The following is a 21,713-nucleotide window of genomic DNA, read 5'->3' on the forward strand; positions in this document are numbered from 1 at the left end:
CCCCCAAGGAGGAATCCCCTTGTTTCTCAAGAGAATGACCGCTGTCGCGGCGGCCGCGGCCCTCGTCCTGGGCCTGGCCGCCTGCGGTGGTGGCGGCGACGACGACACTGACCAGGCCACCGGCCCGGTCAAGCTCCGCTTCCTCTCGTTGGCCTGGCAGGAAGACTCGGTCAAGGCCAACAAGGAGATCGTCGACAAATGGAACAGCGAACACCCGGACATCCAGATCGAGTACGTGCAGGGCGACTGGGACTCGGTGCACGACCTGCTGCTCACCTCGTTCGAGGGCAACGACGCGCCTGACATCTTCCAGTACGAGGGCGCCTCGATCGGCGAGTTCACCAAGCAGGGCTACCTGGCCGACCTCAAGGACCTGGTGCCGGCCGGCCTCAAGGGTGAGATCTCGCAGGGCGTCTGGGACAGCGTGACGTTCGACGGCAAGGTGGCCGGCGTGCCGTTCCTGCTCGAGTCGCAGGTCGTGCTGGCCAACAAGAAGCTCCTCGACGCGGCCGGCGTGACCGTTCCCACCCCCGACGCGCCGTGGACGTGGGACGAGTTCCAGGCCAACGCCCAGAAGCTCACCAAGCCCGGCACCTACGGCGTCGCGTGGGCCCTCAAGTCGCCGACCAACCGCGTGATGAACCTGGGGCTCAACTTCGACGGCAAATACTTCTACGACGGCGAGGTCAAGGTCGGTGACGCGGAGAAGGAGGTGCCGCGCCGCATCCACGACATGATCTACACGCAGAAGAGCGCCGCGCCCGACGCGGTCGGCATGGGCGGCACCGACCCGCTACCCGGCTTCTTCGCCGGCAAGTACGCGATGCTGCCCGGCGGCGTCTACCTGCGCCAGCAGATGGTCGAGCAGGCGCCGGCCGGCTTCGACTGGGTGACCATCCCGCCGGTCAAGGGACTGTCGACCAACCAGGCGGCCAACCCGCAGACGCTGTCGATCTCCGAGGCGTCGAAGGCCAAGCAGCAGGCGATGCAATTCATCGACTACTTCCTCAACCCGGCCAACATGGCCCGCCTCGCGCAGGGCGACTGGCTCGTGCCGACCGGCAAGTCGGCCAACGAGGAACTCGTCAAGGCGACCGGCGGCAAGCAGGGCTGGGATGTCGCGGCCGCGAGCGCGAACGCCCTCACCGTGGCGCCGTTCCAGCAGGTGTCCGGCTATCCCGAGTGGAAGACGAAGTACGCCACGCCCGCACTGCAGCAGTATTTCGCCGACAAGATCACGCTCGACGAGCTCAGCAAGCAGCTCGTCGACGGAGGCAAGCAGGTGCTGAGGTAACCATGACGGTCCTGCTCGACAAGTCGACCGGCGCTCTCGTGGGTGCCGCCGTGGGCGATGCGCTCGGCGGCGCCACCGAGACCGCGCTTCCCGAGGAGATCCGGGCCCGCTACGGCGGTTGGGTGGACGGCATCGCGCCGCCCTTCCACGCCGACTGGGCCACGGCCCGGCCGCTGGCGCCGTACCACAAGGGCGACGGGCACATCACCGACGACACGTTGGTGACCCACGCGCTGGTGCGGGTGTACGCCGCCAAACGCGACCACCTCGACGCCTTCGACGTCGCGGACCTCCTGGTGGCCGACCTGACCGAGCGGGTCGTCTTCATCCCCGACATGGAGCGCGAGGCGGTGGCCTTCCACCGCCTCGCGGCCGCCGAGCGCTGGCTGGTGACCCGGTTGCGGCACGCGCACGCCGATCCCCGCGAGGCCGGCGTGGGCAACGTCGTCAACTGCGGCGCCGCGATGTACATGGCGCCGGTGGGTGTGGTGAACGCCGGCGACCCGGCTTCCGCGTACGCGGAGGCGATCGAGGTCGCCGGCGCTCACCAGCACAGCTTCGGGCGGGAGGCGGCCGGCGTCTTCGCGGCCGCCGTGGCCGCGGCGATGACCGCCGGCGCGACGGTCGACGACGTGGTGTCGGCGGCGCTGGAGGTGGCGCACGACGGCACCCGGGCGGCCATCGCGGCCGTCAGCAAGGAGGCCCGCGAGCACACCGACTGGCGGGGCGCCCTCGGCCGGCTGCGGGCCGCGATGGCGCCCTTCGACACCGTCGGCGACGACTACCGCAACCCCGGCCTGGGTGCCCGGCGGCCGAGCCGGCTGCACGCGATCGAGGAACTGCCGGTCGCACTCGGGCTGCTCCTGGTCGCCGGCGGCGACTACCGCGAGGCGGTGCTGGGCGCGGTCAACTACGGCCGGGACGCCGACTCGACGGCCACGATGGCCGGCGCGATCGCCGGTGCGCTGGGCGGGGCCGCCGCGGTTCCGGCGCAGTGGTCTTCCGCCGTCGCGGCCGCGTCCCGGGCCGACCTGGCCGAGCCGGCCCGGGTGCTGGCCGAGGTCGCGGCGGAGGTGTTCGCGCTCGACCGGGCGCGGTTCGCCCGCCGCGAGCGGCGGTTCGGGGACCTGGCGTGAACCCGTACGTGCCCCGCCCGATCGACCTGCCGACCTCGGTGCCGCTCGAGCCGGGTGCCGACCTGTCGGTGCTCGACGAGGCCAAGATCTTCGCGGCGCCGCGGTCCGCTTCGGACCTGCCGGCCTGGCGTTCGGTGCTGACCCGTTGGCGCGCGGAGGCCCGGGAGCGCCTCGATTACGACGGGTCCCGCTACGACCTGCTCGGCGCACCCCTGTTCACGATCGCGCTCGCCTGGCTCTGGGACGAGACCCTCTACGACCACGACCGTGGCGTGTTCACCGTGGACGCCTACCTGGACGCGGCTTCGCGCGAGTTCGGTGGGCTCGACGGTGTGGTGCTCTGGCACGCCTACCCGGTCATCGGCATCGACGACCGCGACCAGTTCGCCCTCTACCGCGGCGTGCCGGAGTTGCCCGAAGTGGTCGCGGCCCTGCACCGCCGCGGCGTCAAGGCGTTCGTCACCTGGTATCCGTGGGAGGACATCGCACCCGACCGGGCCGCCGCCGAGTTGGTCGACGCGGTGAAGTGGCTCGACGCCGACGGGGTCTTCCTCGACACGCTCAAGGAGGGCGCCGGCGACCTGCGCGCCGCTCTCGACGCGGCGCGGCCCGGCCTGCTGCTCGAAGGCGAGTCGAAGGTGCCGCTGGCCCGGGTGCACGACCACGAGATGTCGTGGGCGCAGTGGTTCGCCGACTCCGAGCCGCCGGGCGTGCTGCGGGCCCGCTGGTTCGAGCGGCGGCACATCGCGCACCACACCCGGCGCTGGCACCGCGGCCACCTCGACGAGTTGCACTCGGCCTGGCTCAACGGCAGCGGCATGCTGGTGTGGGAGAACGTGTTCGGGGTCTGGGTCGGGTGGAGCGCGCGGGACCGTGCGCTGCTGCGGGCCATGCGGCGGGTGCAGGTGTCGCACGCGGCCTGGTTCAGCGCCGACGACTGGACACCGCTGGCGGACCATCCCGGGTCCTCCGCCGCGGTGCACGCGTCGCGGTGGGTGCACGCCGGCCAGCCACTGTGGACCGTGGTCAACCGCGGGCCCGCCCACGACGGCGCGTGGCTCGTCGCCGATGCCGGGCCGACCTACTACGACCTGGTCACCGGTGCCGCGCTGACGACGTGGCCGCGGGCGGACGGCCGGGTCGACGTGGGTGGGCCGCTGCCGGCCGGCGGGATCGCGGCCGTGACGACCACGGCGCCGTCCGGCACCCATCCGGCGGCCGACGGTGACCCGTCGTTCCCGGCCCGGGCCGCCGTGCGGACCGGCGCCCCGGTGGTCGCGGTCACCACGGTGCCGGTCGGGATGGTCGCGGTCGACCGCACCAGGCGCGAACTCGTGGTGCGCCACCGGGTCCGGGAGTGCGGGCTCTACGGCGAGGCGCCCTACGTCGACGAGTGGAAGCCGCTGCCGCCCCGACTGCACGGCATGGCGACCCTGATCCGCCCGGTCGACCTGCGGCCGTTCGCCATCGCGACCCACGAGGTGACCAACGCCGACTACGCCGCGTTCCGGCTGGCCACGGACTACCGGCCCGTCCGGCCGGAGGGTTTCACCGCGGGCACCGGCGACCCCGGCGCCCCGGTCACCGACGTGACGCTGGACGACGCCCGGGCCTACGCGCGCTGGGCCGGTGCCCGGCTGCCCACCGAGGACGAGTGGCAGGTCGCGGCCGAGTCCGGCCTGTTGCACCGCCGGGAGCCGCTGGTCTGGAACCTGACCGAGAGCGAGCACACCGACGGGCGTACCCGGTTCAGCATCGTCAAGGGCGGGTCCGCGTACGAACCGCACGGCTCCGACTGGTATTTCGACGGCGGCCCGCAGCCGCCCGACATCTCCGCCCGGCTGCTCACCCTCGGCGCGGGCCTGGCCCGCTCGCCCCAGGTCGGGTTCCGGTGCGCCGTTGACCTGGAGGCTTGATGCGTAGGACCTGGCCGATGACCGCCGTCGCGCTGCTGCTCGTCGCCGGAATGGCCGCCGCCGCGCCCGCGCAGGCCGGCAAGGACCGCTCCGGCACCCTCACCACCGCGAGCGCGCCGTCGGCCGCGCTCGGCGAGCCGATCGCCTACACCGTCTACCTGCCCCACGGCTACGCCGAGACGCGCAACCAGGCCGTCCGCTACCCGGTGCTCTACCTGCTGCACGGCCGCGGCGACACCATGGATGCCTGGACCAAGATCAAGGGCGACCTGGACCGGATGATCGCCGACGGGACCGTGCCCCCGGTCATCGCCGTGCTGCCCGACGCGCCCTGGAACGACCGCGGCAACTACTACGTCGACTCGGCCTACAAGGACGGCCGTGCGGTCGAGACGGCGTTCACCCGCGACCTGGTCGCACACGTCGACGGCAGCTACCGCACGGCCGCGCACCGCGGCGCCCGGCTGATCGGCGGCTACTCGATGGGCGGGGCCGGCGCGCTGCGGTTCGCGCTGGCACATCAGGACCTGTTCGCCAACGCGTTGGTGCTGAGCCCCGCGGTCTACCGGCCGCTGCCGCCCGCCGGCTCGTCGGCCCGCGAGTTCGGTGCCTACGGCGACGGCGACGCGCTGTTCTCCGACGCGGTCTACGAACGGCTCAACTATCCGGCGCTGGTGCCGCACCTGGACACCGACCTGCCGGTGCATATGTACATCGCGGTCGGCGACGACGAGTGGGCGAACCCCGACCCGGCCGACGCCGTGCACGACCTCGACTACGAGGCGGCCACCCTCTACAACACGGTGCGGCGCAGTCCGGCCGTGTCGGCGGAGTTCCGGGTCGTCGACGGCGGGCACGACTGGGGTGTCTGGCAACCCTCCTTCGTGGACGGCCTGACCCATCTGTCGGCGACGCTGCGCGCCACTCCCCCGGCGGGGTTGCCGGAGCCCCGCTACGGCACCCCTGGGGCCGACTCGGCGGGCGGGGTCGCGGCGCACCCGGACGGCACCGTCTCGCTGGCCTACGCGGCGGCGGGTCCGGTCGAGGGACAGCCCAATGCCGGCGGGCTCGACGCCGTGGTGACGCGGCTCGATGCCGGCAGACCATTGTGGACCCGAACGTTCGGCACGCCGGCCAACGACCGGCTCTACGGTGCCGTGCCGGTCGGCGCCGGCGACGTGATCGCCGCCGGCTACACCCGCGGGGATCTCGACGGCGCCCACCCCGGCAGCCCGGCCGACGACGGTGTCGTGGCGCGGCTGACGGCCACCGGCTCGCGGGCCTGGGTGACCCAGGTCGGCGCGCCGACCGCGGCCGACCGGTTCTACGCGGTCGCGGCCGCCCCGGACGGCGGTGCCTACGTCGCCGGCTACAGCAGCGGGTCCTACGCCGGGCCGAGCGCGGGAGACAAGGACGCGGTGCTGGCCCGCATCTCCGCGGCCGGCGCGGTGGTATGGGCCCGCCAGTTCGGCGGCACCGGCGAGGACAAGGCCATGGCGGTCGCCGTCGACGGCAGCGACGTCTACGTCGCAGGGGTCACCTCCGCCGGCCTGCCGGGCACGACCTACCGCGGCGGCAGCGACGGATGGCTCGCCCACTACACCGCCGACGGCCAGCAGACCTGGGTCACCAGCGACGGCAGCGCAGGCGACGACCTGTTCGCCGGCCTCGCGGTCGCGGACGGCACCGCGGTCGTCACCGGCGCGCTGGGCGAGGGCACGGCCGGCGCCCGCGACGTGCTCACCGCCGGCTACACCGCGGCCGGCCGGCAACGCTGGCGGCTGGTCACGGGCGGCCGCGGCGACGAGGCCGGTGCCGACGTGGTCGCGCTGCCCGGCGGTGACGTGGAGGTGGTCGGCTTCACCGACAGCGCGCTGGGCGTGCCGGCCGGGGCCTACGACGTGCTGACCGTCCGGGTCGACCGGCGCGGCCGGGCCACCACCGTCGCCCAGTTCGGATCGGCCCGGGCCGACGGGGCCGACGCGTTCGCGGAGGAGAACCTGTTCGCAACGTCGGCCGGCGACCGCGTCCTGGTCACCGGCCTGACCGACGGCGACGTGTTCCTGGCATCCGTCGACCCGGCGACGGGCACGCCGTGACGCCCCTTCCTCTTGATGGCGTCAAGGTCGTGGAGACGGCGACGCTGTTCGCCGGGCCGCTGGCCGCCGCGTTCCTCGGCGACTTCGGTGCCGACGTGGTCAAGGTGGAGCACCCGCGCCGACCCGACCCGGCGCGGGGGCACGGCCCGGGCAAGGACGGCATCGGCCTCTGGTGGAAGGTGCTCGCCCGCAACAAGCGGACCGTCACGCTGGACCTGTCGCACCCCGAGGGCGCCTCGGTGCTGCGCCGCCTGCTCGCCGGCGCCGACGTGCTGGTCGAGAACTTCCGCCCCGGCACGCTGGAGCGCTGGGGTCTCGGGCCGGCCGACCTGCACGCCGTCAACCCGGGGCTGGTCGTCGCGCGGGTCACCGGCTTCGGCCAGAGCGGCCCGTACGCGCGGCGACCCGGCTTCGGCACCTTGGCCGAGGCGATGAGCGGGTTCGCGGCGGCGACCGGCGAACCCGACGGGCCGCCGACCCTGCCGCCGTTCGGCCTCGCCGACTCGGTGGCGGCCCTCGCGGCGGCGTACGCCGTGATGCTGGCCCTTCGCGCCCGTGAGATGACCGGCCGGGGCCAGGTCGTCGACCTCGCGATCATCGAGCCGATCATGGCCATGCTCGGACCCCAGATCACCTGGTACGACCAACTCGGTTACGTGCAGCCCCGGCTCGGCAACCGGTCGTCGAACAACGCGCCGCGCAACGCCTACCGCTGCGCCGACGGTGCCTGGGTCGCGGTCTCGACCAGCGCCCAGAGCATCGCCGAGCGGGTGGTCCGGCTGGTCGGGCGGCCGGAACTGGTCGCTGAGCCGTGGTTCGGGTCCGGCGCGGGCCGGGCCGCCCACGCCGACGAACTCGACGGCGCGGTCGCGGCCTGGGTCGGCGCGCGGACCCGGGCGCAGGTGGTGGCCGCGTTCGAGGGTGCCGCGGCGGCCGTGGCGCCGGTCTACGACGTGCGCGACGTGCTCGACGACCCGCAGTTCCGGGCCCGCGGCACGGCCGTGACCGTGCCGGACGACGACCTGGGCCCGCTGCGCATGCAGAACGTGCCGTTCCAACTCTCGGCGACGCCGGGCCGGATCCGGCACGCCGGGCGGCACCACGGCCAGGACACCGACGCCGTCCTGGGCGCGCTCGGCCTGTCGCCGGCGGAGATCGCGGCGCTGCGGTCGGCCGGGGCGGTCTGATGCGGCTCACGTCACTCTACGTGCCCGGCGACCGGCCCGACCGGTTCGCGAAGGCGGTCGCCTCGGGAGCCGACGCGGTGATCCTCGACCTGGAGGACGCGGTCGCGCCGGCCCGGAAGGCCGCGGCCCGCGAGGCGGTCGGCGTGTTCCTCGCCACTGCGCACGAGGTGCCCTGCGAGGTCCGCGTCGCGACGCCGGCCGACATCCCGGCGCTGGCCGGCCTGCCTGGCCTGGCCGCGCTGCGGTTGCCGAAGGTCTCGTCGCCGGCGGACGTCACGGCGGCGGCCGCGCTGGCCCCCGGTACGCCGCTGCACGTGATCCTGGAGACAGCGGTCGGGGTGGAGTCGGCGTTCGCGATCGCCACCGCCGACCCCGCCGTCGCCAGCATCGGCCTCGGCGAAGCCGACTTGCGCTCGGATCTGGGCGTCACCGACGACGCCGGGTTGGCCTGGGCCCGGGGCCGGGTGGTGGTCGCCGCCCGGGCGGCCGGCCTGCCGCCACCGGCGATGTCGGTCCACACCGACCTGTCCAACCTGGACGAGCTGTTCGCCACCACGGTCGCGGGGCGCCGGCTGGGGTTCCTGGGTCGCGCCGCCATCCACCCTCGGCAGCTGCCGGTCATCGAGGCCGCCTTCCGCCCCGCGCCGGCCGAGGTCGAGCGCGCGCGTACGCTGCTGGCCGCGGTCTCGGAGACCGGCGGCGGGGCGCTGCTGCCGGACGGCCGGTTCGCCGACCGTGCGATGCTGGACGGCGCCCGGCGGGTGATCGCACTCGCCGACCGCCCCACCAGGATGTGACCTCGCAACCGCGGCCATGACCTGCCAAGATCTCCCGGTAGGTAACCGCGGCCCCTGAGGTCGGCCGGCGCGGAACAACCCGGAGAGTGGCGGGCGGCATGATCATCACGTTGGTCACCGACACGTTCGATGTCGGCAACAACGGCATCACGGTGTCGGCGAAGCGGTTTGCCGCGAACCTCATCTCGCGCGGCCACACCGTACGCGTCGTCGCGTGCGGCTCGCCCGGCGCGGCACCCGAGCCGCCGGGTGAAGGCCCCGAGATGTTCTGGGTCCCGGAGCTCGTGGTGCCGCTCGCGACCCGGCTCGCGCACCGCCAGAACACGGTCTTCGGCAAGCCCGACCGGGAGACGCTGATCGCGGCCATCAAGGACGCCGACGTCGTCCACGTCTACCAGCCCTGGCCGTTGGGCTTCGGCGCCGAGCGGATCGCCCGGGAGATCGGCGTCCCGGTCGTCGCGGGGTTCCACATCCAGCCGGAGAACATCACCTACAACCTCGGCCTGGGCTGGTTCCCGCCGGCCGCGCAGCTCGTCTACTTCCTGCTGCGGGTGCTGTTCTACCGCCGGTTCGCCGACATCCACTGCCCGTCGACGTTCATCGCGGCGCAGCTGCGCCGGCACGGCTACCGGGCCCGCCTACACGTGGTCTCCAACGGCGTGAGCCAGACCTTCCGGCCCGGGCCGGTGCGCAAACGCGAGCCCGACGAGCCTTTCCGGATCCTGATGGTGGGCCGGTTCTCACCCGAGAAACGACAGGAGGTGCTGATCCGGGCCGTGCGCAAGTCACGGCACGCCGCGAACATCGAGCTGCATTTCGCCGGGCACGGCCCCCGCGAGAAACGGTTGCGCCGGCTGGCGCGCACGCTCACCCTCCCGGCGCGGTTCGGCTACTACTCGCAGGCCGAGCTGATCACGCTGATCCAGAGCTGTGATCTCTACGTGCACGCGTCGGACGTCGAGATCGAAGGCGTCTCGTGTCTGGAAGCGTTCGCCTGCGGCCTCGTGCCGGTGATCTCCGACAGCCGGCGCAGCGCCACGGGCCAGTTCGCACTCGGGCCCGGCAACCTGTTCCGCTCGGGCGACGCCAGGTCGCTGGCCGCGCGGATCGACGCCTGGATCGACGACCCGGCGGGCCTGGCCGAGGCGTCGGAGACCTATGCCCGCTACGCCGACCTCTACGCGGTCGACCGCAGCGTCAAGGCGATCGAACGCGTCTACGCCCGGGCCGACGACGCACCGCAGCCCCCGGCCGGCTACTCGGGCCGCACGTATCGCTTCTTCTCGAACGCCTTCTATTACGGGATCTTCATCCCGGCGATGTTCCTCTGGACGCGAACCATCCTCGGCGTGCGCACCGAAGGCCGCTTCCCCCGTTCCGGCGGCATGCTCACCGTCTGCAACCATGTGCACCCGCTCGACAGCGTCCTGGTGGCCATCTCCACCTTCCCGCGCCGGCTCATCTTCACCTCGGCGTCGATCAACCTGCAGGCCCGGGGGTACGGCTGGATCGTGCGGCTGCTGGGCGGCATCGCGGTCCCGAACAGCGCCGCCCAACTGCCGCGCTTCTTCGCCGAGCTGGAACTGTTCCTGGCCAAGGGCAAGGGCGTGCACTTCTTCCCGGAGGGCGAGCTGAACCCCTACGACACGAGCCTGCGCGAGTTCAAACGCGGCGCGTTCCACCTGGCCGCCCAGGCCCGCGTACCGGTGGTCCCGTTGTCGATCCGCTTCACCCCACCGACCGGCCTGACCCGCCTGTGGCACCGCAAGCCCACGATGGTCCTCGTCATCGGCGACCCCATCGACCCGACGACGACCGACCCCCGTGCCGACCGAGCCACCCGCATGGAACTGGCCCGCCGCCGCATGCAGGAACAGCTGACCCGCGCGGCCTCCTAGGCCTTGCCTGCAGGCGCAGCGTGAGCACGAACTGCCGGGCCCGTTCTACCGCGGGCCGGGCGCCGCCTACGGTGCCAAACGGGCCGGCCGCCGCCTACGGTGCCGAGGGGGCCGGGCGGCGCGGTCGGCCGAGCACCGCGGTGGCGGCGAACAGCAGAGCCGCACTGGCCACGCACCAGACGGCGAGCTTCGCGGCCGGCCAGCGTCCCGCGTCGACCGTGAAGTAGATGACCGACCTGATCAGCTCGGAGCCGAGGCCGGGGATGTTCCAGAGGTGCACCCCGCGGAAGAAGGGCGGCAGGAACTCGGGCGGATAGATGCCGCCGGATCCCGGGTTCCCCAGCACCACCAGGATCAGAATGATCAGCACGGTGCCGAACCGGGCGAGCCAACTCTGCACGGCCGCGGCGAACAGGCCGGCCGCGTACGCGATGAGCGCTCCGGCTCCGAACAGGCCCGCGAAGTTGTTGTGCCAGATGCCCATGATCGGCTCCGCGATGAGCGCGCCGGCCAGCCCGAGCAGTGCGGCGTGCACGGCCAGGCCGGCGACCCGCAGGCCGCCCCGCGACGCGCGGCTCGGCACCGTGCCCAGCCCGAGGCTGAGCGCGATGCCGCCGAAGTAGCCGCCGATGAGCAGGCCGAGGGCCAGATAGAACGGCACGACGCCGTGCGGGTCGTCCGGCGAGACCGGCACGGCGTCGGTCACGGCCAGCGGGACCTGCGCGCGTTGGGCCGCGACGGTCAGGATCTGGGTGATCGCGGACGTGGCGGCCGGACCGGCCGCGCTGGCGATGGTCAGGGTCAGCCCGGCCGCACCGGTCGCGGTGGCCAGCACCGCATAGATGTCGCGTCGCTGCAGCGCCCGATCCGCCGCGGCGCGGTCCGGGAACGACACGGCCTCGAGTTGCCGACCCTGAGCGCGGACGGCCGCGAGCAGTTGTTGCGCGGGCTGGTCGCCCCGCACGACGCCGACGGGAACGTCGACGGGTTCGGGGTCGTGCAGGGCACCGACGTACGCGGCCATGAACGCGATCCCGACCAGCAGCGCGACGAACAGCGCGCCGGCGCCCTCCATGAGCGCACGACGCAACGGCAGCGCCGGCGGTGGCGGCTCGCGGCGCGGACGGAAGACCCCCATGATCCTCTGCTTGAGACTTCCGGAGCTGGGCTTCCGTCCGCTTTCGCGCATTTCATCATGCTATTGGGCTCCCGACGGGTATAACCGCCAGATCCGGGTGAGCACCTCGTCGACGTGCGGGCCGACCTGTGCCGCGAGGTCATCGCTCCAGGTCTCATCCGCGTACGCGGTGGTCAGGTAGAGGTCACGGGCGAACGCGAGCACCTCTCGATGCTCGGGCGCGAGGCGGTCCAGCGCCCAATCCGCGGCCGTGTCCTTGCCCACGACCGTGCCGGTGGCCAGCGTCGTCCAGATGCGAGCGAAGGTGAGCAGCACGTTGCGGGTGTCGTGGTGCAGGTCCGCCAGCAACCCGGGGATGCCGTCGACGCTTGCCCGGACCAGGAAATCGGCGGGTACGGGGTCGAGCAGGTCCGCCGGTCGCGGTCCCACCAGGGGCCGGTCGCCGGCCAGGGCCACCGCGACCTCCAGCGCGAGGCCGGGCATCGGCGCGGGCGCGGGGAGCACGCCGGCCTGGTAGTCGGCCCGCAGCCACTCGCCGTAGAGGAAGTCGCCGACCGGCGGGTAGCGCCACGGACGGACCTCCGCCTGGACCACGACGGTGAGTTCCACCGGCCGCGCGCCCACCGCGGCGCCGGAGATGGGTAGCAGGCCGGCGACGAGTGCCCGCCGCTGACCGTCGCTCAACGACCGCCGGGCCACCGCGAGGACGTCGACGTCGCTGGCCGGCCGCAGCCCACCGAGCACGGCCGAGCCGTGCAGGCACACACCCAGCAGATCCGCGTCGATCGTCGCGGTCACCAGCCGGACGACCCGTTCGATCTGGTCCACCACGCGATCGTCGACTGCCGCACCGCCGGGCCGCAATCGACTTCTCGCCGTCACATTCCGGCGGCTACGACGTCATGGAGGGTGCCCGGGACTCCATTGTGGTGGTGCCGGCATCTCGTGCGTGGCAGCTCTTCCGGCCGACTCGCGTTCTCGATGCCGGCTAGCTCCCGACCTCGTCGAGCCCGACCAGGTCCGCTTCCGACGCGATCAGGTTCAGGTCGTGCAGGAGGTCGGCCCCGTTGTAGATGTTCAGTGTCGCGGCCTTGAGGCTGACGCCGCCGGTGCCGCCGGCAGCAGCCCGATACAGACCTGCGAGGACCCATCCTCTTGTCCGCGACACGAACATCCCCTTCCACGAGCCGAGCATTTTCACGGCCAGGGCACGCCACAATCTTCCGAGCGGCGGGGAAACGGCTCCTACAGCGCGACCAGCGTGGCGCCGGCCCGGTCGTCGACGAGCGCGACCCGGACCGTCTCCGGCGCGTACGCGTGCAGCGGCACCGCGAACACGGCAGTCGCGGGCCGCCCCTGGTACCGGGCGGTGTAGCAGATCATCCGCCAGCCGTCCTCGTCCCAGTGCTCGCGGACGTCGGAGCTGATCAGGCCCCCGACCCGGCGGAACACGCCGCTCTGCTGGAGTTGCTGCACCGAGCGCAACAGCGGAACGCCGGAACCACCGCGCAGCGGGTGGGTCAGGTTGACCCAGAGTTGCCGCAACGGCAACAACCACCAGTGGTCGAGTTCCGGCGACAGGCCGACGACCAGCATCAGCTCGGCCGCCAGCAGCGCGGCGCCGGCCACCGGGTGCGCACCGAGCGCGGCCCACCAGCCGGTGCCGGCCCACGTGGCGAGCAGGCTGGCCGGCACCAGCACGGCCGCCCGCGCGATGCTCCGCCCGGCGACCGGGGTCAGCGCGGCACTCAGGCAACCGCACGACGCGTCGGGTGCGGCCCGCTTGGCGTAGATCAGATAGCCCAGGAACCCGAGGCTCAGGCCGGTGGCCGCCAGACCTTCGATCCGGGCCTGCGGCGGGATGATCAGCGACGCGCCGATCAGCAGTTCCGCACCGCCGAGCCACCGGTAGGCCGGAAGTGCCCGGTCGTCACCCACCAGCCGGGCGAGCGCCGACCGGCGCGCGCTGGCCGCGGCGTGCCGGCTGAAGAGCTTGAACCGGGCCGCCCAGACCAGCACGATGCCGACGAGCGGCGCCTGGAGTGCGGCGATCACGACGGCCATCGCTCAGGCCGCCGCGTACACGGTCGCGATGGAGATCTCATTGGTGTCGGGGTGCCAGGCCCCGAGCACCTGCACGTGCCGGCCGACCTTGAGCAGCGAGAGGTCCGAGACCGCCGGTGTGCTGTTGTAGACGGCGGCGGACAGGCCGGGCACGACGTGCGCGACGATCCGCTGTCCTTTGTGGTCGAGATGCAGCGTGTTGCGGCCCACGGCGGCGATGTGCGCGTGCACGTTGACGATGTTGACCCAGACGGAGTCCGCCGCCAGCGTGCCGTCGGGCAGCCGGACACCGCGCGCGTAGAGCCCGTCGCCGACCGCGACCTGGTCGAACGTCGTGGGATAGAGCTTCCAGATGCTGGTGCCGTCGGTGACCCGGATCGCGTGCAGGACCCCGTCGGAGCCGGTGGCCAGAAGCGTACCGGCGCTGATCTTGCTGATCCGGCCCTCGGCGAAGTTGGGGTCCGGTGCGCCGGGCTCGATCGCCTGGGCCTCGGCCGCGAAGGCCGCCTCGGGCGCCAGCGAGCCGAGGGCGGTCGCACCGACGAGGCCGGCGCCGCCCAACACGGCGGTGCTGAGCAGCCGCCGGCGGTCCATCCTGGTTGTCATCTCGCCGCCTCTCAAACCGTGTCGACCGAGCAGGGACGCAGACCCGACGACAAGCTGGCGATCAGGCTGTACGCCGCCGGCGTCAGGTCGATGATGCGGTTGGAGCCGCAGGCCGACCCGCAGCAACTGCGTTCGCCGCAGAACAGGTCGGTCTGCGGGCCGCAGTCGGCGATCGTGGTGCCGATCCGCGCGCCGTTGCACAGGTTGGTCGTGTAGTGCCGGAACCCGCACCCGCGCCGGGTCATGCTGACGCCGCAGCTGTCCGGCCGGGTGATGGTGAAGCAGGCCGCCGACGCGTTGGGCCAGGCGTGCTGATAGTTGCCCGAGGTGCAGGTGCCGCAGGCGCCCCGCCCGGTGGAACCACACGGACCCCAGGCGTTGCCGCAACAGAACCACGACATCTCACCGACGAGTGCCGCCATGGTGTCTCCCTCCGATCGTTTGAACGATGCTCGTCAATATCGATCAGCATCGCTGAAGGGAAGTGCCGAAGTCAAAGGTGCGCGTGAAGATTTCTTCCTCGGCCCGCGGCGCTCGCCGACCCGCCAACGCATCCGACGCCCAGCCGCGGCGCCGGTCACTGCGGGTCGCGGTCGTCGATGAGCCAGCGCGGAGAACTCCGGCGGCCTCGCCGCCGATGCGGATGGTCACCGGATTCCCGAACCGCGGTACGACGATCTCCATCGCCGAGTTCCTCGGCCGCCGCCTCCGGGTATCTTGAGGGCACGTCCGCTCCGGCTCTGGAGGACAGCGCATGGCGGCTCTTCCGTTGTTTCCGACCACGCTCGTGGGCAGCTTCCCGCAGCCCGAGTGGCTGATCGACCGGGCCAAGCTCGCCGGCCGGTTCCCGCCGCGGGTGCGCGCGAAAGAGCTGTGGCGGCCCGCGCCGGAGCATCTCGCCCGCGCGCAGGACGACGCGACCGTGCTCGCGATCCGGGCGCAGGAAGACGCCGGCCTCGACATCCTGACCGACGGCGAGATCAGGCGGGAGAGCTACTCCAACCACTTCGCGACCGCGCTGGCCGGGCTCGACCTCGACAAGCCGGGCGAGGCGCTGGACCGCAGCGGGCACCCGAACCCCGTGCCCCGCGTGGTCGGCAAGATCAGCCGGTCGCGGCCGGTCGAGGTGGCCGACGTGCGCTTCCTGCGCGAACGCACCGACCGCACGATCAAGATCACGGTCCCCGGCCCGTTCACGATGTCGCAGCAGGCGCAGGACGACTACTACGGAGACGGCGAACGCCTGGCGTACGACTTCGCCGACGCCGTCAACGCGGAGGTGCGCGACCTCTTCGCCGCCGGTGCCGACATCGTCCAGTTGGACGAGCCCTACCTGCAGGCCCGACCCGAGCCCGCGCGGGCGTACGGAGTGAAGGCCATCAACCGCGCGCTGGCCGGCGTGGTCGGCACCACGGCGGTGCACCTGTGTTTCGGCTACGCCGCGATCATCCACGAGCGCCCGTCGGGCTACTCGTTCCTGCCCGAACTCGCCGACTGCGTATGCGACCAGATCTCGATCGAGACAGCCCAGTCCAATCTGGACACCTCCGTGCTCGAACACCTCAGCGACAAGACCATCATGCTGGGCGTCATCGACCTGTCCGACCACGCGGTCGAGTCGGTCGACACGGTCGTCGAGCGGGTCCGCCGTGCGCTCCCCCACGTCGCACCGGAGCGGGTCGTGATCGCCACGGACTGCGGCATGAAATACATCCCGTGGGAGTCCGCGGTCGGCAAGATGCGGGCCATGGCCGGCGCCGCCGAGGTCCTGCGCCGCGGCTAGGGACAGTCACGACCCGCGTCGCCTGACCCGCTGGGTCGTGGCGCATCACCGCTGGTGGCGGGTACAGGGATTAGCCTGGCCGGGTGCCCATGCCACGCCCGCGGCGGGCCGCCGCCGCCCTGACCTCGCTGATGCTGGCCGTGTTCACGCTCCTGCCGGCCACGCCGGCGCGGGCCGACGATCCGTTCCGGCTCAACCAGCAGCTGACCGACCGCGCCGGCGTGCTCGGGTCGCGGGCCGGCGAGGCGAACGCGTCGCTGCAGCGGCTGCAGGCCAGCACCGGACTCCAGCTGTTCGTGGTCTTCGTGCACACGTTCAGTGGCGACACCGCGCAACAGTGGACCGACGCCACGGCCGCGCGCAGCGGGCTCGGTGACCGCGACGCGCTGCTCTCGGTGGCCACCCATGACCGGGTGTACGCGTACTCCTTCCCCCAGAACTTCCCCCTCACCAACGCGCAGCTCGCCGACGTCGCGGCCGTCGCGATCGAACCCCCGCTGGCCCAGAACGACTGGGCCGGCGCGGTCGTCGGTGCGTCCAACGGCTACGCCGCCGCCCTGGCCGGCCAGCCGATCCCGGCGCCCGCGATCCAGCCCGGCCAGCCCGACACCGACTCCGGCGGTGGCGTCGGCGTGCTCGTCGGCGTGTTGGCGGCAGCGGTGGTCGTGGTCGTCGGCATCGGTGCCTACACGATGTATCGGCGCCGCCGCCGGCCGGCCGCGAACGGGCAGGACCAACCGACCGGCCCGACGACCGTCCAGCTGCAGGAGCGGGCCAATACCCTGCTGATCGAGCTCGACAACGAGCTTCGCTCCAGCGAGCAGGAACTCGCGATCGCGCAGGGCCAGTACGGCGCCGAGGCCACCGCCCAGTTCACCGCCGCGTACGACAACGCCCGCACCGAGGTGGCCGAGGCCTTCCGCCTGCGGATGACCCTCGACGAGCAGGCCGGCGACGAGGCCGCGACCCGGGCCACGCTTGGCGAGATCATCCGCCGCTGCGAAGAGGCCGACAAGCGGCTCGACGCCGAGTCCGACAACTTCGACCGGCTCCGCGCGATCGAGGCCAAGGCGCCCGAGCTGTCGGTCGCCCTGGGCCAGCGCGCGACGGCGCTGCAGGCCCGGCTTCCCGCCGCGGAGTCCGCGGTCGCCGACCTCGGCGGCCGGTACGCCCGTTCGGCGATCGCGACCGTCGCCGCCAACCCGGCCCAGGCGCGGGAACGGATCGGCTTCGCGACCACCGCGCTCGCCCGCGCCGACGCCGCGGTCACCGCCGGTCGACGGCCCGAGGCCGCCCTGGCCGTGCGCGCCGCCGAGGAGGCCCTGCGCCAGGCGGGAACCCTGCTGGACTCGGTCGACAAGGCCGGCAGCGACCTCGCCAACGCGCGCGCCGCCGCGGACGCGCTGCTCGTCGAGATCGACGGGGAGGTCACCGCCGCCCGCGCCGCGCCGCAGGACCCGGACGGTGCCCTGGCGGCGGCGGCCGAGGCCGGCGCCGCGGCGGCGGCCCAGGTGCGGGCGGGCCTGGGCGGGCAGAGCGATCCGCTGGCCGACCTGCGCCGGCTGCAGGACGCCGACGCCGGACTCGACCGCGCGCTGGCGGCGTCGCGGGAACAGTCCGAACGGGTCGCCCGGGCCCGTGCGCAGCTGACCCAGACCCTGCCGGTGGCCCGCGCCGAGGTCGCCGCGGCCGATCAATACCTGACCACCCGCCGTGCCGCGGTCGGCATGCAGCCGCGCGGCATGCTTTCGGAGGCACACCGGCAACTCGCCCGCGCCGAGGCGCTGGCGGCCGACGACCCGCTCGCCGCGCTGTCCGCCGTCCAGGAGGCGAGCAGGCTGGCCAGCGACGCGTGCCAGGCCGCCTACCCCGAGGTCGACTCCTGGCAGCCCGGCTACTGGGGGCAACCGCGCTACGGCCGGAGCGGTGGCGGCGGGGACATGCTCCTGGGCGCGATGCTCGGCGGCATCCTCGCCGGCGGCGGGGGCTCCCGCTACCGGCGCCGCTACAACACCGGCTGGGGTGGCGGGTTCGGCGGCAGCGTCAGCCGGGGCCGCCGCTCCGGCGGTGGCGGCTTCGGCGGCGGCCGGCGCGGCGGAGGCGGCCGGTTCTGAGCGCGGTAGCGTCGGTGCATGTCGCTGGAGGCAATCGGTGCGCTGCGGGAGCCCGTACGCCGTGCGGTCTATGACTTCGTCGTCGCCCAACCGGAGCCGGTGAGCCGCAACGAGGTGGCCGAGGCGGTCGAGATCGGCCGCACCCTGGCGGCGTTCCATCTCGACAAGCTGGCCGAGGCCGGGCTGCTGGTGACCTCGAACGCGCCGCGCAGCGGCGGACCGGGCGCGGGCCGGCCGGCCAAGCTCTACCGTCGCTCGCCCGCCGAGCACGCGGTGACGCTGCCGCCGCGGGACTATCGGCTCGTCGCCGACGTGCTGGCCAGTGCGGTCGAGCGGGCCGGCGTCGAGCCCGCGGCCTACGCGGCCGCGCGCGAGCGGGGAACGAAACTCGTCGACGGCGCACTGATTCCCCGACTGGCCGAACTGGGCTACGAGCCGTTCGAGGCTCCTGATCGGACGATCCGGTTGCGCAACTGCCCGTTCGACGCGCTCGCTCACGCGTATCCGGGCCTGGTCTGCGGGCTGAACCTGGCCCTGATCGAGGGCCTCGCGAGCGATCGGGACGTGCGGCTCGACCCGGGCCCGACCGGCTGCTGCGTCGCCATCGATTCTAAAACCAAAAAGCGTTGACATAGAGCGTACGCTCGACGCATGGCCGATCAGCACCTCGCGCAGCTCAACATCGCCCGGCTGCGGGCCCCGATCGACAGCCCCGAACTCGCCGACTTCGTCGCCCGGCTACCCGAGATCAACGGCCTGGCCGAGCGCTCTCCCGGCTACGTCTGGCGCCTGCAGGACGAGTCCGGCGACGCGACCGCGCTGCGGCCGTTCGAGCCCGACGTCATCGTCAACCTGACCGTGTGGCACTCGGTCGACGCGTTGCGCGGTTTCGTCTACCGCACCGCCCACCTCGAGCCGATGCGCCGGCGGCGCGACTGGTTCCTGCCCGCAGACGAGGCCTACCTGGTGCTGTGGTGGATTCCCGCCGGCACCCTGCCGACCATCGAGGAGGCCGCCGACCGGCTCGACCTGTTGCGCCGCAAGGGCCCGTCGCCGGAGGCGTTCACCCTGCGCGAGCCCTACCCGTCCCCCTAGAAGGCGATCCGCCCCACGTCGGCGCCGAGCACCGGTGCGCCCGCTCGCGGACATTCCACAGTAATCAGAGAGATTGTTGTCCGACGGCCTGGAGAATACATTGTCCGGTATGACGGTCGTGACCTGACGCGGTGGCCGCGCATCCGGATTACGAGGCGCTCGGCGTCGACGTCGGCGGTGTGCTCGTCATGCTGACCCACCGCGACGAGAACAGCCCGGTGTTCCGGTCCACCTACCTCGAACGCCCTGAGATGCCGGGGGCGATCGATGCGCTGGCGGCGCTGTCGCGGGAGCGTTTCGGCGACCGCGTCCACGTCGTTTCGCGCTGCGGTGAAGCGATGGAGGCCCGGACGCTGGAGTGGATGGCGCGGCACCGGTTCTTCGAACGCACCGGCATCACGGTCGACCGGGTCCATTTCTGCCGCACCCGGGAGGGCAAGGCGCCGATCGCCGCGCGGCTCGGGCTGGCGCATTTCGTCGACGACCGCCTCGAGGTGCTCTCGCAGATGACGACCGTGCCGCACCGCTACCTGTTTCGGGCTGACGACGCCGAGGTCGAGCCGTTCCGGGCACACCTGCCTTCGGTCACCCGCGTCGACTCGTGGACCGAGATCGTGCGCGGTCTTCGCGGCGGTGGACGAGGTTAGTTGCATCCTGTACCTAGGTACAGGTTTACCGTCGAAGGGTGATGGATTTCGAGGTTCCCGAGGCCTGCACGTTGCCCACCGTGCAACAGCCGTTGCGGCTGGCCGAGTTCGACGACCTGTTCGCGAGCGCGGTGCGGCGGGTGGAGCAGGTCGGCGCCGAGCACGTGCGGATGACGTTGGCGGGCCCGGCCGGCCTGGTGGAGACGGTGCGCGACCTAACCGCGCGCGAGTCGGAATGCTGCTCCTTCTTCTCCTTCACGGTCACGCCGCAACCGGCGCCGGACGGCGAAGCGCTGACGCTGGACATCACCGTGCCGGCCGCCTACACCGACGTCCTGGCGGCCCTGGCGCGGCGGGCGGCATGACGACCGAGCGCCCCGGGCTGCGCACCGGCGAGGTAGCCGAGCGGGCCGGGGTCAACATCCAGACCTTGCGTTACTACGAACGCCGCGGGCTGCTCGCCCGACCGGCCCGGAGCATCGGCGGCCACCGGATCTACCCGGCGGACACCGTCGCGCTGCTTGGCGTGATCAAGGCCGCCCAACGCCTCGGCTTCACGCTCGACGAGGTCGCCGAGCTCGTCGAAGCCGGGCGGCGCCGGCACCCCTCAAAGAGCCTGCGCCGGCGCGCTTCGGACAAGATCGTCGAGATCGACTCGAAGATCGCGGACCTGACGGCGATGCGCGGCGCGCTCAGCGCGGTCGTCGCCGCGGAGTGCGACAGTCTCACGAACTGCACCTGCGCCGACTGCCCGCTCCCCTTCGCCGACCTCAACCACCCGGCCGGAACTTCACCCTGACGGCGCGACCCGCGAGCCCGCTCGCCGGCGCCTTACCGGGCAACCGCGGCGTACCCGGCCAGGACCGGGACACGCCGCCAGATCATGATGGTGCTCGGGCAGCGGGGGTGAAAGTGGGTTGTGCGTGGGGCAGCGGTCGCGGAGCGTGCTCGCCGGCATGGACCGGCACCAGGTCGCCGTCTACCTGGGCGCGATCCTCGCGGGCGCTGTCGTCGGTTCGGCCGCTCCCGGCGCCGGCCCCGGGCTCGAACATGCGATCAGCCCGGTGCTGGGCGCCCTGCTCTACGTGACCTTCCTCCAGGTGCCGGCGAAAGACCTCGCGCGCTCGCTGCGCGACGGCCGCTTCGTCGCGGCGACCCTGGTCGTCAACTTCGTCGTGGTGCCGCTCGAGGTCGCCGCCATGTTCGCGTTCCTGCCCGCCGACCAGGCGGTCCGGCTCGGCGTGCTGCTGGTCCTGCTGACCCCGTGCGTCGACTACGTGATCGTCTTCAGCGGTCTCGCCGGCGGCAGCAATCGACGGCTGCTCGCCGCCACCCCGGTGCTGCTGATCGCCCAGATCCTCCTGCTGCCGTTCTTCCTGTTCCTGTTCCTCGGGCGTGAAACGGCCGACATCGTCGAGATAGGGCCGTTCGTACGAGCATTTCTCGTACTCATCGTCATCCCGCTCGCCCTCGCGTGGGCGACCCAGGCATGGGCCGGGCGGCACCGGGCCGGAACGGCGGTCACGTCGGCGATCGGCACCGCGATGGTGCCGCTGATGGCCGCCACCCTGTTCGTGGTCGTCGCCTCGCAGATCCCCGCGCTCGGCGACGACCTGGGCGACGTGTTCGACGTGGTGCCGTTCTACGTGGCTTTCCTGGTGGTGATGCCGTTCGCCGGGTGGGGCGTCGCCCGGCTCTTCCGGCTCGACGTCGCACCGGCGCGGGCCGTCGTGTTCACCGGTGCGACCCGCAACTCGCTGGTCGTACTCCCGCTGGCTCTGGCTCTTCCGGACCGGCTCGCGATCGCCGCGGCCGTCGTCGTCACCCAGACGTTGGTCGAGGTGCTCGGCATGGTCGCCTACGTGCGGTTGGTACCACGATTGATTCGACACGGGCGGAACGAGCCGCCGACCAGGCCCACGGGACGGCATGTTTGACG

The 21,713-nt window shown here is 72.7% G+C and carries 22 protein-coding genes; 15 read left to right on the forward strand and 7 right to left on the reverse strand.

Translation table 11 applies throughout. From position 1 onward, the window contains the following. Positions 1-19 precede the first annotated feature (19 nt). The 7 genes from AB0J74_RS10850 (at position 20) to AB0J74_RS10880 (ending at position 10,327) form a co-directional block, all read left to right on the forward strand. Positions 20-1,294 carry a sugar ABC transporter substrate-binding protein gene (locus AB0J74_RS10850; RefSeq protein ID WP_363446930.1) on the forward strand — a complete coding sequence of 425 codons (1,275 nt, stop codon included), beginning with the start codon at positions 20-22 and terminating at the stop codon, positions 1,292-1,294. Positions 1,295-1,296: 2 nt separating this feature from the next. After that, positions 1,297-2,430, forward strand: a complete 1,134-nt coding sequence (locus tag AB0J74_RS10855) for an ADP-ribosylglycohydrolase family protein (RefSeq protein WP_363446932.1) — start codon at positions 1,297-1,299, stop codon at positions 2,428-2,430. Then, on the forward strand, positions 2,427-4,346 hold the full coding sequence (locus AB0J74_RS10860; RefSeq protein WP_363446934.1) for an SUMF1/EgtB/PvdO family nonheme iron enzyme: 1,920 nt from the start codon (positions 2,427-2,429) through the stop codon (positions 4,344-4,346). Before AB0J74_RS10855 ends, AB0J74_RS10860 begins: the two co-directional genes overlap by 4 nt. Further along, positions 4,346-6,445 carry an alpha/beta hydrolase-fold protein gene (locus AB0J74_RS10865; protein ID WP_363446937.1) on the forward strand — a complete coding sequence of 700 codons (2,100 nt, stop codon included), beginning with the start codon at positions 4,346-4,348 and terminating at the stop codon, positions 6,443-6,445. Before AB0J74_RS10860 ends, AB0J74_RS10865 begins: the two co-directional genes overlap by 1 nt. After that, positions 6,442-7,632, forward strand: coding sequence for a CoA transferase (locus tag AB0J74_RS10870; RefSeq protein WP_363446939.1), 1,191 nt, complete (start codon positions 6,442-6,444; stop codon positions 7,630-7,632). The genes AB0J74_RS10865 and AB0J74_RS10870 overlap by 4 nt, the downstream gene beginning before the upstream one ends. Then, entirely contained in the window at positions 7,632-8,429 is a 798-nt protein-coding gene (locus AB0J74_RS10875) for an aldolase/citrate lyase family protein (protein ID WP_363446941.1), read from the forward strand. The genes AB0J74_RS10870 and AB0J74_RS10875 overlap by 1 nt, the downstream gene beginning before the upstream one ends. A gap of 98 nt (positions 8,430-8,527) precedes the next feature. Further along, positions 8,528-10,327 carry a glycosyltransferase gene (locus tag AB0J74_RS10880; RefSeq protein WP_363446943.1) on the forward strand — a complete coding sequence of 600 codons (1,800 nt, stop codon included), beginning with the start codon at positions 8,528-8,530 and terminating at the stop codon, positions 10,325-10,327. Positions 10,328-10,421: 94 nt separating this feature from the next. Here AB0J74_RS10880 and AB0J74_RS10885 read toward each other — a convergent pair whose 3' ends face one another. The 7 genes from AB0J74_RS10885 to AB0J74_RS10915 form a co-directional block, all read right to left on the reverse strand. Next, complete coding sequence (locus tag AB0J74_RS10885; RefSeq protein WP_363446945.1) at positions 10,422-11,465, reverse strand: hypothetical protein; 1,044 nt, start codon at positions 11,463-11,465, stop codon at positions 10,422-10,424. Between the two features lie 60 nt (positions 11,466-11,525). Continuing rightward, positions 11,526-12,293 (reverse strand): aminoglycoside adenylyltransferase domain-containing protein, encoded by a 768-nt coding sequence (locus AB0J74_RS10890; protein ID WP_363446947.1) that lies wholly within the window; start codon positions 12,291-12,293, stop codon positions 11,526-11,528. Between the two features lie 160 nt (positions 12,294-12,453). Further along, the gene (locus AB0J74_RS10895) at positions 12,454-12,633 is read right to left on the reverse strand and encodes a hypothetical protein (protein WP_363446948.1); all 180 of its coding nucleotides are present in this window, start codon (positions 12,631-12,633) and stop codon (positions 12,454-12,456) included. Positions 12,634-12,710: 77 nt separating this feature from the next. Further along, positions 12,711-13,520, reverse strand: coding sequence for a MauE/DoxX family redox-associated membrane protein (locus tag AB0J74_RS10900; RefSeq protein WP_363446949.1), 810 nt, complete (start codon positions 13,518-13,520; stop codon positions 12,711-12,713). 12 nt (positions 13,521-13,532) lie between these two features. Further along, a complete protein-coding gene (locus AB0J74_RS10905; RefSeq protein WP_363446951.1) occupies positions 13,533-14,135 on the reverse strand; it encodes a cell wall protein in 603 nt (200 codons plus the stop codon). An 11-nt stretch (positions 14,136-14,146) separates the two neighbouring features. Then, positions 14,147-14,557, reverse strand: coding sequence for a hypothetical protein (locus tag AB0J74_RS10910; protein WP_363446953.1), 411 nt, complete (start codon positions 14,555-14,557; stop codon positions 14,147-14,149). Between the two features lie 43 nt (positions 14,558-14,600). Beyond that, entirely contained in the window at positions 14,601-14,819 is a 219-nt protein-coding gene (locus AB0J74_RS10915) for a hypothetical protein (RefSeq protein ID WP_363446955.1), read from the reverse strand. A 70-nt stretch (positions 14,820-14,889) separates the two neighbouring features. On the opposite strand from AB0J74_RS10915, the gene AB0J74_RS10920 reads away from it, so the two are divergent. From AB0J74_RS10920 to AB0J74_RS10955, 8 genes are all read left to right on the forward strand, one after another. Continuing rightward, a complete protein-coding gene (locus tag AB0J74_RS10920) occupies positions 14,890-15,918 on the forward strand; it encodes a uroporphyrinogen decarboxylase family protein (protein WP_363446956.1) in 1,029 nt (342 codons plus the stop codon). Between the two features lie 89 nt (positions 15,919-16,007). After that, positions 16,008-18,032 (forward strand): TPM domain-containing protein, encoded by a 2,025-nt coding sequence (locus tag AB0J74_RS10925; RefSeq protein WP_363447771.1) that lies wholly within the window; start codon positions 16,008-16,010, stop codon positions 18,030-18,032. An 18-nt stretch (positions 18,033-18,050) separates the two neighbouring features. Next, positions 18,051-18,662 carry a helix-turn-helix domain-containing protein gene (locus AB0J74_RS10930; RefSeq protein WP_363446958.1) on the forward strand — a complete coding sequence of 204 codons (612 nt, stop codon included), beginning with the start codon at positions 18,051-18,053 and terminating at the stop codon, positions 18,660-18,662. Between the two features lie 21 nt (positions 18,663-18,683). Next, positions 18,684-19,127 (forward strand): DUF3291 domain-containing protein, encoded by a 444-nt coding sequence (locus AB0J74_RS10935; protein WP_363446960.1) that lies wholly within the window; start codon positions 18,684-18,686, stop codon positions 19,125-19,127. Between the two features lie 131 nt (positions 19,128-19,258). Continuing rightward, positions 19,259-19,774, forward strand: coding sequence for a hypothetical protein (locus AB0J74_RS10940; RefSeq protein ID WP_363446963.1), 516 nt, complete (start codon positions 19,259-19,261; stop codon positions 19,772-19,774). Positions 19,775-19,815: 41 nt separating this feature from the next. After that, positions 19,816-20,139 (forward strand): hypothetical protein, encoded by a 324-nt coding sequence (locus AB0J74_RS10945; RefSeq protein ID WP_363446965.1) that lies wholly within the window; start codon positions 19,816-19,818, stop codon positions 20,137-20,139. After that, on the forward strand, positions 20,136-20,573 hold the full coding sequence (locus AB0J74_RS10950) for a MerR family transcriptional regulator (RefSeq protein WP_363446967.1): 438 nt from the start codon (positions 20,136-20,138) through the stop codon (positions 20,571-20,573). Before AB0J74_RS10945 ends, AB0J74_RS10950 begins: the two co-directional genes overlap by 4 nt. A gap of 124 nt (positions 20,574-20,697) precedes the next feature. After that, a complete protein-coding gene (locus AB0J74_RS10955; RefSeq protein WP_363446969.1) occupies positions 20,698-21,711 on the forward strand; it encodes a bile acid:sodium symporter in 1,014 nt (337 codons plus the stop codon). Positions 21,712-21,713: the final 2 nt, after the last annotated feature.

This window comes from Asanoa sp. NPDC049573, assembly GCF_040676615.1.
GTDB lineage: Bacteria > Actinomycetota > Actinomycetes > Mycobacteriales > Micromonosporaceae > Asanoa.

Coding starts and splice junctions, on each gene's coding strand:
- AB0J74_RS10855 (WP_363446932.1), top strand. CDS start 1,297: ATGACGGTCCTGCTCGACAAGTCGACCGGCGCTCTCGTGGGTGCCGCC.
- AB0J74_RS10865 (WP_363446937.1), top strand. CDS start 4,346: ATGCGTAGGACCTGGCCGATGACCGCCGTCGCGCTGCTGCTCGTCGCC.
- AB0J74_RS10875 (WP_363446941.1), top strand. CDS start 7,632: ATGCGGCTCACGTCACTCTACGTGCCCGGCGACCGGCCCGACCGGTTC.
- AB0J74_RS10880 (WP_363446943.1), top strand. CDS start 8,528: ATGATCATCACGTTGGTCACCGACACGTTCGATGTCGGCAACAACGGC.
- AB0J74_RS10885 (WP_363446945.1), bottom strand. CDS start 11,465: ATGGGGGTCTTCCGTCCGCGCCGCGAGCCGCCACCGCCGGCGCTGCCG.
- AB0J74_RS10905 (WP_363446951.1), bottom strand. CDS start 14,135: ATGACAACCAGGATGGACCGCCGGCGGCTGCTCAGCACCGCCGTGTTG.
- AB0J74_RS10910 (WP_363446953.1), bottom strand. CDS start 14,557: ATGGCGGCACTCGTCGGTGAGATGTCGTGGTTCTGTTGCGGCAACGCC.
- AB0J74_RS10915 (WP_363446955.1), bottom strand. CDS start 14,819: ATGGAGATCGTCGTACCGCGGTTCGGGAATCCGGTGACCATCCGCATC.
- AB0J74_RS10920 (WP_363446956.1), top strand. CDS start 14,890: ATGGCGGCTCTTCCGTTGTTTCCGACCACGCTCGTGGGCAGCTTCCCG.
- AB0J74_RS10925 (WP_363447771.1), top strand. CDS start 16,008: ATGCCACGCCCGCGGCGGGCCGCCGCCGCCCTGACCTCGCTGATGCTG.
- AB0J74_RS10930 (WP_363446958.1), top strand. CDS start 18,051: ATGTCGCTGGAGGCAATCGGTGCGCTGCGGGAGCCCGTACGCCGTGCG.
- AB0J74_RS10935 (WP_363446960.1), top strand. CDS start 18,684: ATGGCCGATCAGCACCTCGCGCAGCTCAACATCGCCCGGCTGCGGGCC.
- AB0J74_RS10945 (WP_363446965.1), top strand. CDS start 19,816: ATGGATTTCGAGGTTCCCGAGGCCTGCACGTTGCCCACCGTGCAACAG.
- AB0J74_RS10950 (WP_363446967.1), top strand. CDS start 20,136: ATGACGACCGAGCGCCCCGGGCTGCGCACCGGCGAGGTAGCCGAGCGG.